This window comes from Streptomyces sp. NPDC002640, from assembly GCF_053592575.1.
On the sequence record NZ_JBSFVZ010000011.1, the window covers coordinates 122,329 to 134,789 of the forward strand.

Annotated in this window: 10 protein-coding genes; 5 read left to right on the forward strand and 5 right to left on the reverse strand. The window is 72.3% G+C overall.

Going from position 1 to position 12,461, the window contains the following annotated elements; genetic code table 11:
- Positions 1-295: 295 nt before the first annotated feature.
- The 3 genes from ACWD3O_RS16770 to ACWD3O_RS16780 form a co-directional block, all read right to left on the reverse strand.
- A complete protein-coding gene (locus tag ACWD3O_RS16770; RefSeq protein ID WP_356135282.1) occupies positions 296-544 on the reverse strand; it encodes a helix-turn-helix domain-containing protein in 249 nt (82 codons plus the stop codon).
- A gap of 2 nt (positions 545-546) precedes the next feature.
- Positions 547-1,059: a DUF2975 domain-containing protein gene (locus tag ACWD3O_RS16775; protein WP_451414328.1), complete on the reverse strand. Its 513-nt coding sequence runs from the start codon at positions 1,057-1,059 to the stop codon at positions 547-549.
- A gap of 109 nt (positions 1,060-1,168) precedes the next feature.
- A complete protein-coding gene (locus tag ACWD3O_RS16780) occupies positions 1,169-1,615 on the reverse strand; it encodes a VOC family protein (protein WP_451416436.1) in 447 nt (148 codons plus the stop codon).
- 147 nt (positions 1,616-1,762) lie between these two features.
- Between ACWD3O_RS16780 and ACWD3O_RS16785 the strand changes: the two genes are divergently transcribed.
- Positions 1,763-4,786: a bifunctional [glutamine synthetase] adenylyltransferase/[glutamine synthetase]-adenylyl-L-tyrosine phosphorylase gene (locus ACWD3O_RS16785; RefSeq protein WP_451413265.1), complete on the forward strand. Its 3,024-nt coding sequence runs from the start codon at positions 1,763-1,765 to the stop codon at positions 4,784-4,786.
- A 34-nt stretch (positions 4,787-4,820) separates the two neighbouring features.
- Here the strand turns inward: ACWD3O_RS16785 and ACWD3O_RS16790 are convergent, their stop codons facing one another.
- Positions 4,821-5,714 carry a phosphatase PAP2 family protein gene (locus ACWD3O_RS16790; protein WP_451413266.1) on the reverse strand — a complete coding sequence of 298 codons (894 nt, stop codon included), beginning with the start codon at positions 5,712-5,714 and terminating at the stop codon, positions 4,821-4,823.
- A gap of 177 nt (positions 5,715-5,891) precedes the next feature.
- Positions 5,892-6,932 carry a LacI family DNA-binding transcriptional regulator gene (locus tag ACWD3O_RS16795; protein ID WP_451413267.1) on the reverse strand — a complete coding sequence of 347 codons (1,041 nt, stop codon included), beginning with the start codon at positions 6,930-6,932 and terminating at the stop codon, positions 5,892-5,894.
- Positions 6,933-7,328: 396 nt separating this feature from the next.
- Here ACWD3O_RS16795 and ACWD3O_RS16800 point away from each other — a divergent pair, with 396 nt between their 5' ends.
- The 4 genes from ACWD3O_RS16800 (at position 7,329) to ACWD3O_RS16815 (ending at position 12,375) form a co-directional block, all read left to right on the forward strand.
- A complete protein-coding gene (locus tag ACWD3O_RS16800; protein WP_451413268.1) occupies positions 7,329-8,600 on the forward strand; it encodes an extracellular solute-binding protein in 1,272 nt (423 codons plus the stop codon).
- Between the two features lie 167 nt (positions 8,601-8,767).
- Complete coding sequence (locus ACWD3O_RS16805) at positions 8,768-9,703, forward strand: carbohydrate ABC transporter permease (protein WP_451413269.1); 936 nt, start codon at positions 8,768-8,770, stop codon at positions 9,701-9,703.
- Between the two features lie 10 nt (positions 9,704-9,713).
- Entirely contained in the window at positions 9,714-10,619 is a 906-nt protein-coding gene (locus ACWD3O_RS16810) for a sugar ABC transporter permease (protein ID WP_451416375.1), read from the forward strand.
- A gap of 64 nt (positions 10,620-10,683) precedes the next feature.
- Complete coding sequence (locus tag ACWD3O_RS16815; RefSeq protein ID WP_451413271.1) at positions 10,684-12,375, forward strand: glycoside hydrolase family 13 protein; 1,692 nt, start codon at positions 10,684-10,686, stop codon at positions 12,373-12,375.
- Positions 12,376-12,461: the final 86 nt, after the last annotated feature.

Sequence of the window (12,461 nt, forward strand, 5' to 3'; positions counted from 1 at the left end):
ACGGGACCGGCTCCCGAGCGTCACCGGCCCCCGGCCCCAGCGCCACCGGCCTCCGAGCCTCACGGACCCCGGCCCCGAGCCGTACCGGACCCCGGCCCCGAGCCGTACCGGGCCCCGGCGCCGAGCCGCACCGGGCCCCGTGCCGGGTGCCTCCGACCCGGCTGGGGAGCCGCGCGCCCGCTGAGCGAGCCGCGTGGTCCTGGCGGAGGGGCACCGCCGGGCCCGGCCGCACTGGTCGCGTCACCTCCGCCCGCCCCCCGGTGGAGCGGGCCGCCCCGCCCCGGGGCACCGGGGGCTACGCCCGTTCCGCCTCCGCCGGGGCGGACTCCGCGTCCGGTTCGTCCGGTTCCCAGCGGAGGAGGTCGCCCGGCTGGCAGTCGAGGACCTCGCAGAGGGCGGCGAGGGTGGTGAAGCGGACCGCCTTGGCGCGGCCGTTCTTGAGCACCGCCAGGTTGGCGGGGGTGATCCCGACCCGCTCGGCCAGCTCGCCCACGGACATCTTCCGGCGGGCCAGCATCACGTCGATGTCCACCGCGATCGGCACGGTCAGATCACCTCGTCCAGCTCGGCCCGCATCCGGGACGCCTCCACGTCCCGGTCGACCGCCTGCGCGAGCAGCGTCCGCAGGACCAGCACGACGAGCGCCACGCCGAACACGGCCAGGCCCACGCCGCCGACGATCAGCACGACCCCCGGCGGGACCTGGTCCTCCTCGGGCGCGCCCGGGTTCAGCGACGCCAGCAGCACGCCGAACACCCAGATCAGCACCGCCGCGGACGCGAACGCCCCGGTGATGACGTCGACGAAGCGGAACGCGGCGTGCGAGAACACCGTCCCGCGCCGCACCATCGTCACCAGCTTCCAGACGCAGACCAGCACCACCTGCGCGGCGACCACGCCCAGGAAGACCAGGAGCACGAACGGCAGCGGCGCGACGTCCCCCGCCTCGTCACGGACGTCGAAGTAGATCAGCGGCAGCAGCACCGCCTGCACGAACAGCGACCCGGCGAGCAACACAGCGATGACGGCGCGCAACGCGAGCACGGCCAGCTTCCCCATCGCCCCTCCCTCTCTCGTTCAATCGAAGAACGATGGGAAGTTATCGAAAAACGATAGGTTTGCGCAAGCGCGAGGGAACGCCGCACCCCCCGGAGGCGAAGCCGCGGCGCTACCCCCGCCGCTTCGCCGCCTGGTCCGTGAGGACCTGGTGGAGCGGCTCCGTCGCGCGGCGGCGGTACTCCTGGACGGCCCACCCGTTGCCGTCGGGGTCGGTGAAGTACAGGAACGTCGCGCCGTCCTGGCCCTCGACGTAGGACACCGGCTCGCTGACGTCGAGGCCGCGGGCGGTGAGCTCCTCGTAGGCCCGGTGGATGTCGGCGACGCACAGCTGGAGGCCGTGGTACGTGCCGGGCGTGAGGGAGCCGGTGGGGATCTCCATGCCCTCCGCCAGGGCGACCGAGCAGCCGGAGCCGGGCGGGGTGAGCTGGACGATCCGCAGGCCGGGAGCCACCTCGCCGTCGAAGTCGACGTGGAAGCCGACCTTCTCCGCGTAGAACCGCTTGGCCCGGTCCACGTCCGAGACGGGGACCATGACCACCTCGAGCGTCATCTCCATGTTCGTCATGGATTCACCGAAACCCACCCGCACCGACCTCGCCAGCGCACGCCGCCGGGCGGGTGGGGGGCGACTAGGCTCGGCTCCGGACGATCACGCTGGGCCGGGTCGGCCACAGGCATCACGACGGAGGAGAGGGCGGCGCGGATGGCGACTCCGGGGCGGCGGAGCAGCACGTTCAGCCAGCTGCTGCGGCACGGGTTCACGGACCCCTCGGCCGCCGGCAAGCTGCTGGAGGCCCCCGAGCTGAGCGGTGTCCGCGGCGATCCCCTGCTGCTGGAGGCGCTCGGCGCCACCGCCGACCCGGACCTCGCGCTGAAGGGCCTGGTGCGGCTGCTGGAGGCGCAGCCGGAGCGGACCGACCGGGTGCGGCTGCTGGACACGCTGCTGGCCGCCAAGCCGCTGCGGGACCGGCTGCTGGGGGTGCTGGGCGCCTCCGAGGCGCTCGGCGACCACCTCGCCCGGCACCCGCACGACTGGCAGGCCCTGGTCACCTACGAGCCGCGCGACCTGCACCAGGGCGTGCCGGAGTTCGAGGAGGGCCTGGCCGAGGCCCGGGACCCGGTGGAGCTGCGGGTGGCGTACCGGCGGTGCCTGCTGTCCATCGCCGCCCGGGACGTGCGCGGGACCATCGACGTCGCCGAGACGGCGGGGGAGCTCGCCGACCTGGCCACCGCCACCCTGCGCGCCGCGCTCGCCCTCGCCGAGGCGGCCGCGCCCGAGGACGCCGGACTGTGCCGGCTCGCCGTGATCGCGATGGGCAAGTGCGGAGGGCACGAACTCAACTACGTCTCCGACGTGGACGTGATCTTCGTGGCCGAGCCCGAGCGGGACGCCGACGAGCGCCAGGCGCTGCAGGCGGCCACCCGGCTGGCCTCGCACCTGATGCGGATCTGCTCGGAGACCACCGTCGAGGGGTCGATCTGGCCGGTCGACGCCAACCTCCGCCCCGAAGGGCGCAACGGGCCCCTGGTGCGGACCCTGAACAGCCACGTTGCGTACTACCAGCGCTGGGCGAAGACCTGGGAGTTCCAGGCCCTGCTCAAGGCGCGGCCGGTGGCCGGCGACCGGGAACTGGGCGCGGCCTACATGGCGGCGCTGCAGCCCATGGTGTGGCAGGCGGCCGAGCGGGAGAACTTCGTCGCCGACGTGCAGCAGATGCGGCGCCGCGTGGTGGCCGGCATCCCGGCGGCCGAACTCGAACGGGAGCTGAAGCTCGGCCCCGGCGGCCTGCGCGACGTCGAGTTCGCCGTGCAGCTCCTGCAGCTGGTGCACGGCCGGGCCGACACCTCGCTGCGCAGCGGCACCACCCTGGACGCCCTGAAGGCGCTGGCCACCGGCGGCTACGTCGGCCGGGAGGACGCCGCGGGCCTGGACGCCGCCTACCGGTTCCTGCGCGAGACCGAGCACCGGATCCAGCTGTACCGGCTGCGCCGCACCCACCTGATGCCCGAGGACGAGGGGGACCTGCGCCGCCTCGGCCGCTCGCTGGGGCTGCGCGCCGAACCCGTCACCGAGCTGCGCAAGGAGTGGCGCAAGCACTCCTCGGTGGTGCGCAGGCTGCACGAGAAGCTGTTCTACCGGCCGCTGCTCAACGCCGTCGCCCAGCTCGCCCCCGGCGAGGCCCGGCTGCGGCCGGAGGCCGCCCGGGAACGTCTGGTGGCGCTCGGCTACGCCGACCCGGCCGCCGCGCTGCGGCACCTGGAGGCCCTGTCCGCGGGCGTCTCGCGCAAGGCGTCCATCCAGCGCACGCTGCTGCCCGTGCTGCTCGGCTGGTTCGCCGACTCCGCCGACCCGGACGCCGGGCTGCTCAACTTCCGCAAGGTGTCCGACGCGCTGGGCGCCACGCCCTGGTACCTGCGGCTGCTGCGCGACGAGGGCGCCGCGGCGGAGAACCTGGCCCGGGTGCTGTCCGCCGGACGGTTCGCCCCCGACCTCCTGCTGCGCGCCCCCGAGGCGGTCGCGCTGCTCGGCGACGGCGAGGGCGAGGGCGGACGGGGCGTCGGCGGCGGCCTGGAACCGCGGTCCCGGCAGCGGCTGGAGCAGGAGATCCTCGCCGCCGTGAACCGCGCCGGCACCGCCGAGCAGGCGGTGTACGCGGCCCGCGGCGTGCGGCGGCGGGAGCTGTTCCGGACCGCCGCGGCCGACATCGTGGGCTCCTACGGCACCGAGACCCAGCCCGCCGAGGCCGACCGGGGCGCGCTGGTCGACCGGGTCGGCGGCGCCGTCTCCGACCTGACCGCCGCCACCCTGGCGGGCACGCTGCGGGCGGTGGTCCGCGAGCGGTGGGGGGACGAACTGCCCACCCGCTTCGCGGTCATCGGCATGGGACGGTTCGGCGGGCACGAGCTGGGCTACGGCTCCGACGCGGACGTGCTCTTCGTCCACGAGCCGCGCGAGGGCGTCGACGAGGCCGAGGCCGGCCAGGCGGCGAACGCCGTGGTGTCCGAGATGCGGCGGCTGCTGCAGCTGCCGAGCACCGACCCGCCGCTGATCGTCGACGCCGACCTGCGGCCCGAGGGCCGGACCGGGCCGCTGGTGCGCACCCTCGCCTCCTACGCGGCGTACTACCGGCGCTGGGCGCTGACCTGGGAGTCGCACGCGCTGCTGCGCGCCGAGCCGGTGGCGGGCGACGAGGAACTGGGACGGCGGTTCCTGGAGCTGATCGACCCGCTGCGGTACCCCTCGGGCGGGCTCGGGGAGGACGCCGTGCGGGACGTGCGGAGGCTGAAGGCCCGCATGGAGTCCGAGCGGCTGCCGCGGGGCGCGGACCCCACCCTCCACACCAAGCTGGGCCGGGGCGGCCTCACCGACGTCGAGTGGACGGTGCAGCTCACCCAGCTGCGGCACGCCGCCGAGGTGCCCGGACTGCGGACCACGCGGACCCGCGAGGCCTTGCTGGCGGCACGCGACGCCGGGCTGATGTCCGACCGGGACGCGGCGGTGCTGGACGAGGCCTGGGTACTGGCCACCCGGGTGCGGAACGCGGTGATGCTGGTGCGCGGACGGGCCGGGGACACCTTCCCGACCGACGTGCGGGAGATGGCGGCGGTCGGCCGGTACCTGGGATACGGGCCGGGGCGGGCCGGCGACATGATCGACGCCTACCGGCGCACCACCCGGCGGGCCCGCGCCGTGGTGGAACGTCTCTTCTACGACAGCGCCGTGTGATGGCCGAGGCGGGGCCGCCCCGGCCGCCCCGGGCTCAGCGCGAGCCGCGGGGCAGGGCCGGCTCCGGCGGCAGGGCCGGTTCGGCGGGCGGCGGGTCCAGGAACGGTGGCGGCGCGGTGTGCCGCAGCGGGCCCGGCACGGAGGCCGCGCCGTACCAGGCGCGGGCCACCGTCCAGCCGAAGGCCAGGCAGAGCAGGCCGCCCACCGCGTCCAGCCAGAAGTGGTTGGCGGTGGCCACGATGACCACCAGCGTGGCCAGCGGGTACAGCAGCGCCAGCACCCGCGCCCAGGGCACCCGGGCCAGCGCGTAGATCGTCAGCCCCGACCACACCGACCACCCGATGTGCATGGACGGCATCGCCGCGTACTGGTTGGACATGTGCTTGAGGTCGCCGGAGGCCATCGACCCCCAGGTCCCGTGCACCAGCACCGTGTCGACGAACATCGAGCCGTTCATCAGCCGCGGCGGCGCCAGCGGGAACAGGTAGTAGCCCACCAGGGCCACCGCCGTGGTCGCGAACAGCACCGTGCGCGCTCCGGAGTAGAGCAGCGGACGACTACGGAACAGCCACACCAGGACACCGAGCGTGACCGCGAAGTGCAGCGTCGCGTAGTAGTAGTTCATGCCGACGATCAGCCACTCGACCGAGTTCACCGCCTGGTTGACCGTTTCCTCGACGGCTATGCCGAGACGGTTCTCCACGTCCCAGAGCCAGTCCGCGTTGCGCAGGGCCTCGGCCTTCTGCTCGGGGACGGCGTTGCGGATCAGCGAGTACGTCCAGTAACTCGCCCCGATCAGCAGGATCTCGAACCAGATCCGCGGCCGACGCGGTGTGCGCACCCGGCGCAGCAGGCCCGGCCGTCGCTCGTCCGCGCCCGCGACGGAGTCCGGAACGGCCTGCCGGGGGCGGCCTTCCAAAGCGGTCACGGTCCCTCACCCATGGCACGTCAGTCTGCCAGAAATGCCTTACTCGACCGATCATCCTCCGGAAGGATCCCGATCGCATTTCTTTCGGGGAAAACTCCGGGGAAACCAGGGGCGATCCCGGGTGGAAACCCGGCGGAACACTCAGGAGCGCTCAGGGTGTCCGGTACGTCCGTCGCGTCAGATACGTCCGTCGCGTCCGGATCCGGCCGGCGCGGAGGCCGTCGAGCCGCGGACGACCAGCTCCGGCATGAAGACGAACTCGCTCTGCGGCGCCGGCGTCCCGGCGATCTCCTCGAGCAGCGTGCGGACCGCGGCCTGGCCCATGGCCGGGACCGGCTTGCGGACGGTGGTCAGCGGAGGGTCGGTGAAGGCGATCAGGGTCGAGTCGTCGAAGCCGACCACCGAGATGTCCTCCGGCACCTCGAGCCCCAGCCCGCGGGCCGCGCGTATCGCGCCCAGCGCCATCATGTCGCTGGCGCAGACCACCGCCGTGCAGCCGCGGTCGATCAGGGCGGTGGCGGCGGCCTGGCCGCCCTCCAGGGTGTACAGCGAGTGCTCGACCAGCGAGTCGATCTCCGCGCCGCTCAGCCCCAGCCGCTCCCGCATCGCGGACGTGAAGCCCTCGATCTTGCGCTGGACCGGCACGAACCGCTGCGGGCCGAGGGCCAGACCGATCCGGGTGTGGCCGAGTGACGCCAGGTGGGTCACCGCCAGGGACGTCGCGGCCCGGTCGTCGGGGGAGATGAACGGCGCCCGCACCCGCGGGGAGAAGCCGTCCACCAGCACGAACGGGACGCCCTGGGCGCGCAGCCGCTCGTAGCGGCCCATGTCGGCGGAGGTGTCGGCGTGCAGGCCGGAGACGAAGATGATGCCGTCGACCCCGCGGTCCACCAGCATCTCGGTGAGCTCGTCCTCGGTCGAGCCGCCCGGGGTCTGGGTGGCGAGCACCGGGGTGTAGCCCTGGCGGGTCAGCGCCTGGCCGATCACCTGGGCCAGCGCCGGGAAGATCGGGTTCTCCAGCTCGGGCGTGATCAGCCCGACCAGGCCCTCGCTGCGCTGGCGCAGCCGGACGGGCCGTTCGTACCCCAGGACGTCGAGCGCGGCCAGCACGGCCTGGCGGGTGGCGGCGGCTACCCCCGGCTTCCCGTTGAGAACCCGGCTGACAGTCGCTTCGCTCACTCCCGCCTGGGCGGCGATGTCGGCAAGCCGTGCGGTCACGGGACGCGACTGTACCGGCCTCCGCGCGCGTGTTCTGTACGCGGGCTGCTGCGTCATCCGCTCCCCGTCTCCTCGTGGCCTTCCGATGATGGGCCGTCACCTACCGGCCCGCAAGAACTTGCAAAGTCTTGCACAGGCGTACGACCGGACCCCTCGGAAGTGCGACTCACGCCACAGAGGATGAATTTGAGGGGTGAATGTCCGGATTCGGGGTGGCGGTGTTCGGCCAGACCGGCCTTCCCGGAGACGGGACGGCAGCGGGAAGGACACGGTTCGGCAGCTTTTTTTCTGCAAGGTCTTTCGCTGAGGTTGCAGCGCTGTTACGTTCTCCGTCGCCCGCCGGTTGCAAGGACGCAGCCGGCCAGTGCACCGGGCATTCACCCTCAAGGAGAACTCATGCGGCGTGGCATAGCGGCCACCGCGCTGGCGGCGTCCCTCGCTCTGACGGCGACGGCGTGCGGCGGGGACAGCGACTCGAAGGCCGACGGCGGCACGGTCACCATCACGTGGTGGGACACCACCAACGCGACCAACGAGGCGCCGACCTACAAGGCCCTGGTCAAGGAGTTCGAGGCCGCCAACAAGGGCATCAAGGTCAAGTACGTCAACGTGCCCTTCGACCAGGCGCAGAACAAGTTCGACACGGCCGCCGGCGCCTCCGGCGCCCCGGACGTGCTGCGCGCCGAGGTCGGCTGGACCCCGGCCTTCGCCAAGAAGGGCTACCTCCTGCCGCTGGACGGCACCGAGGCCCTCGCGGAGCAGGACGCCTTCCAGCCGAACCTGATCAAGCAGGCCCAGTTCGAGGGCAAGACCTACGGCGTCCCGGTCGTCACGGACACCCTGGCGCTCGTCTACAACAAGAAGCTCTTCGCCGACGCCGGCATCGACAAGGCGCCGACGACCTGGGAGGAGCTGAAGAAGGCCGCCGCCACCGTCAAGGACAAGACGGGCAAGGACGGCTACTGGGGCTCGACCCAGGGCTACTACGCCATGCCGTTCCTCTACGGCGAGGGCACCGACACCGTCGACGTCGCGGGCAAGAAGCTCACCGTCGCCTCGCCCGAGGCGAAGAAGGGCCTCGAGGCCTGGCAGGGCCTGTTCGACGGCAAGGGCCTGCACAAGGCCGACGGCACCGCCGACGCCTACGCCCACATCCAGGACGCCTTCGTCAACGGCGAGGTCGCCTCGATCATCCAGGGCCCGTGGGAGATCACGAACTTCTACAAGGGTTCGGCGTTCCAGGACAAGCAGAACCTGGGCATCGCCCCGGTCCCGGCCGGCTCCGCCGGCAAGCCCGGCGCCCCCACCGGCGGCCACAACCTGTCGGTCTACGCCGGTTCGGACAAGGCGCACCAGGAAGCCGCGCTGAAGTTCGTGAAGTTCATGACCTCCGCGAAGTCGCAGGAGACCGTGGCGCTCAAGAACTCCACGCTGCCCACGCGTGACGACGCCTACACCGACAAGGTCAAGGCCGACCCGGGCATCGCCGGCTACCAGGGCGTCCTCCCAGTCGCCCAGCCGCGCCCCGAGCTGCCCGAGTACAGCTCCCTCTTCGGCAAGCTGGACGCCGAGCTGCCCGCCGTCGCCACCGGCAAGAAGTCGCTGGACGCGGGCCTGAAGGCGATCGAGACCGAGATGGCCAAGCTCCTGCCGGGGTTCGCCAAGTAGTCCCGGCAGCCTGAGACCGGGGCGGCTGCCCGGCCCGACCTGACACGGGTCCGGCGGCCGCCCCCGCCCCCTGCCCCCCCTTTGCCCCCGCTCCCGGGCGCCGGCGTCCTCGCGCCCCTCCCGCCCCCGACCGAACGGCCGACTGCGGCCTCGAAGGTGTCGTATCCATGATCGCTCGTATCCGCCACGGATGGCATCGGCACTGGTACGCCTACGCGATGATCGCGCCGGTCGTCCTGGTGCTGGGCGTGCTCGTCCTGTACCCGCTGGCCTACGGCTTCTGGCTCACCCTGACCGACGCGAACTCGCTGAACTCCGCGCGCACCATCGGCGTGAACGAGATCGAGGCGACGTACAAGTTCGTCGGGCTGGACAACTACGCGGACATCCTGTTCGGGGAGACCGCGTACGACCGGTTCTGGTCCCACTTCCTGTGGACCATCGCCTGGACCGTCATCTGCGTGACGCTGCACTACACGCTGGGCCTCGGCCTGGCGCTGCTGCTGAACCAGAAGCTGCGCGGGCGCACGTTCTACCGGCTGCTGCTGATCCTGCCGTGGGCCGTGCCCACCTTCGTGACCGTCTTCGGCTGGCGCTTCATGCTCGCCGACGAGGGCATCATCAACGCCGGCCTCGAGCTGCTGCACCTGCCGACGCCGGCCTGGCTCGAGGACAGCTTCTGGCAGCGGTTCGCCGCCATCATGGTCAACACCTGGTGCGGTGTGCCGTTCATGATGGTCTCCCTGCTGGGCGGCCTGCAGTCGATCGACGGCAACCTCTACGAGGCCGCGGAGCTCGACGGGGCGTCGCCCTGGCAGCGGTTCCGCTACGTCACCCTGCCCGGTCTGCGGTCGGTGAGCTCCACCGTCGTGCTGCTGGGCATCATCTGGACGTTCAACCAGTTCGCGGTGATCTTCCTGCTGTTCGGCACCAAGGCGCCGGACGCGCAGATCCTGGTCACCTGGGCCTACTTCCTGGGCTTCGGCCAGCAGCCGCGGGACTTCGCGCAGTCGGCCGCCTACGGCATGTTGCTGCTGGCGATCCTGGTCGTCTTCACGTCCTTCTACCGCCGCTGGCTGGCCCGCGGCGAGCAGCAGTTCTGAGGCAGGAGCCATGACTACCAACACCCTCGAGACGCCCGTCGAGGCGGCCCCCGCCGCGGCCCCCGCCCGGCGCAAGGTGCGCCGCCGCGGTGAGGCCCGCCCGCTGGTCAAGCTCGCCTCGCACGCCGTGCTGATCGTCGCCAGCCTGATCGCCGTCTTCCCGGTCGCCTGGATCTTCCTGCTCTCGCTCGGCCCGGACAAGGACGACTACCTGAGGCCCGGCGGCATCTTCGGCAAGGCGACCTTCGACAACTACGTCACGGTCCTCACCGAGACCAACTTCTTCCACTGGCTGCAGAGCTCGCTGATCGTCTCGCTCGGCACCACCGTGATCGGCGTGCTGATCGCGGCCTCCACCGGCTACGCGGTCTCCCGGATGCGCTTCCCCGGGCAGAAGAAGCTGATGTGGGTGCTGCTGTGCACCCAGATGTTCCCGATCGCCGTGCTGATCGTGCCGATGTACCAGATCCTCACGGAGCTGCGGCTGATCGACACCTACGGCGGCCTGATCCTGGTCTACTGCTCCACCGCGGTGCCCTACTCGGCGTGGCTGCTCAAGGGCTACTTCGACACCATCCCGTTCGAGATCGACGAGGCCGGCCGCGTCGACGGCCTGTCCCCGTTCGGCACGTTCGTGCGGCTGATCCTGCCGCTGGCGCGGCCGGGCCTGGCGGTGGCGGCGTTCTACAACTTCATCACCGCCTTCGGCGAGGTCGCCTTCGCCTCGACGTTCATGCTCGACGACACCAAGTACACCTTCGCGGTGGGCCTGCAGAGCTTCGTCAGCGAACACGACGCCCAGCGGCACCTGATGGCCGCCACCGCGGTCCTGGTGGCGATACCGGTCTCGGCCTTCTTCTACATGGTCCAGAAGAACCTGGTCACCGGCCTCACCGCCGGCGGCACCAAGGGCTGACCGCGGCGCCCGACGGCACCCACCTCCCCCCACCACAGCGACCCTCGGCAACAGCAAGGACGTCATGAGTCACCAGACCGCCGACTCGGTTTCTCCCACCGCCCGCCCGGCCCGCGCCTCCGCCCTTGCGGACCGCCGTGACTGGTGGCGCGACGCGGTGATCTACCAGGTCTACCCGCGCAGCTTCGCCGACAGCAACGGCGACGGCATGGGCGACCTGCCCGGCATCCGCGCCCGGCTGCCCTACCTGCGCGACCTGGGCGTGGACGCCGTGTGGCTGAGCCCCTTCTACGCGTCCCCGCAGGCCGACGCCGGCTACGACGTGGCCGACTACCGCGCCGTGGACCCGATGTTCGGCAACCTGCTGGACGCCGACGGCCTGATCCGCGACGCCCACGAACTGGGCCTGCGGATCATCGTCGACCTGGTGCCCAACCACTCCTCCGACCAGCACGAGTGGTTCAAGCGGGCCCTCGCCGACGGCCCCGGCTCGCCGCTGCGCGACCGCTACCACTTCCGCCCCGGCAAGGGCGCCGACGGTGAACTCCCGCCCAACGACTGGGAGTCCATCTTCGGCGGCCCCGCCTGGACCCGGGTCACCGAGCCCGACGGCACGCCCGGCGAGTGGTACCTGCACCTGTTCGCCCCGGAGCAGCCCGACTTCAACTGGGAGCACCCGGCGGTCAACGACGAGTTCCGCTCCATCCTCCGCTTCTGGCTGGACATGGGCGTCGACGGCTTCCGCATCGACGTCGCGCACGGCATGGTCAAGGCGCAGGGCCTCCCCGACATCGGCGGCACCGAGCAGGTCAAGCTGCTCGGCGACGGCGTCGTCCCGTTCTTCGACCAGGACGGCGTCCACGAGATCTACCGCCAGTGGCGGCACATCCTCGACGAGTACAGCGGCGACCGGATCTTCGTCGCCGAGGCGTGGACCCCGACCGTCGAGCGCACGGCCCACTACGTCCGCCCCGACGAGCTGCACCAGGCGTTCAACTTCCAGTACCTGAGCAGCCACTGGGACGCGGCCGAGCTGCGCGACATCATCGACCGCACCCTCGACGCGATGAAGCCGGTGGGCGCGCCCGCCACCTGGGTGCTGTCCAACCACGACGTCACCCGGCACTCCACCCGGTTCGGCAACCCCGCCGGCCTGGGCACCCAGATCCGCGTGGCCGGCGACCGCGAGCTCGGCCTGCGCCGCGCCCGCGCCGCCACCCTGCTGATGCTGGCCCTGCCCGGCTCCGCCTACCTGTACCAGGGCGAGGAGCTCGGCCTGCCGGACGTCGTCGACCTGCCCGACGAGGTGCGCCAGGACCCCGCCTACTTCCGCGGGGCGGGCCAGGACGGCTTCCGCGACGGCTGCCGGGTGCCGATCCCGTGGACCCGCGAGGGCTCCAGCCACGGCTTCGGCCCGGGCGGCAGCTGGCTCCCGCAGCCCGAGGGCTGGGGCGAGCTCAGCGTCGAGGCGCAGACCGGGGTCGCCGGCTCCACGCTGGAGCTGTACCGGTCCGCGCTCGCCGTGCGCCGCGCCACGCCGGACCTCGGCGCCGGCGAGGACGTCGAGTGGCTGCCGTCGCAGGAGGGCGTGCTGGCGTTCCGCCGCGGCGCGTTCGTCTGCGTCGCCAACACCACCGGCGAGGCGGTGACGTTCGCGGCGCCCGGCGCCCTGCTGATGGCCTCCGGCGACATCACCGTCACCGACGGCCAGGCCCGCGTCCCGGCCGACACCACCGCCTGGTGGACCACCGGCTGACCCACGGCCGGCACCGACCACCGGTGGACCACGGGGCGGCGTTCCGCCCGCTCGACCGTCCCGTGGCCCACCGGCTCCCCCCGGTC

Coding starts and splice junctions, on each gene's coding strand:
- ACWD3O_RS16775 (WP_451414328.1), bottom strand. CDS start 1,059: ATGGGGAAGCTGGCCGTGCTCGCGTTGCGCGCCGTCATCGCTGTGTTG.
- ACWD3O_RS16780 (WP_451416436.1), bottom strand. CDS start 1,615: ATGGAGATGACGCTCGAGGTGGTCATGGTCCCCGTCTCGGACGTGGAC.
- ACWD3O_RS16785 (WP_451413265.1), top strand. CDS start 1,763: ATGGCGACTCCGGGGCGGCGGAGCAGCACGTTCAGCCAGCTGCTGCGG.
- ACWD3O_RS16800 (WP_451413268.1), top strand. CDS start 7,329: ATGCGGCGTGGCATAGCGGCCACCGCGCTGGCGGCGTCCCTCGCTCTG.
- ACWD3O_RS16805 (WP_451413269.1), top strand. CDS start 8,768: ATGATCGCTCGTATCCGCCACGGATGGCATCGGCACTGGTACGCCTAC.
- ACWD3O_RS16810 (WP_451416375.1), top strand. CDS start 9,714: ATGACTACCAACACCCTCGAGACGCCCGTCGAGGCGGCCCCCGCCGCG.
- ACWD3O_RS16815 (WP_451413271.1), top strand. CDS start 10,684: ATGAGTCACCAGACCGCCGACTCGGTTTCTCCCACCGCCCGCCCGGCC.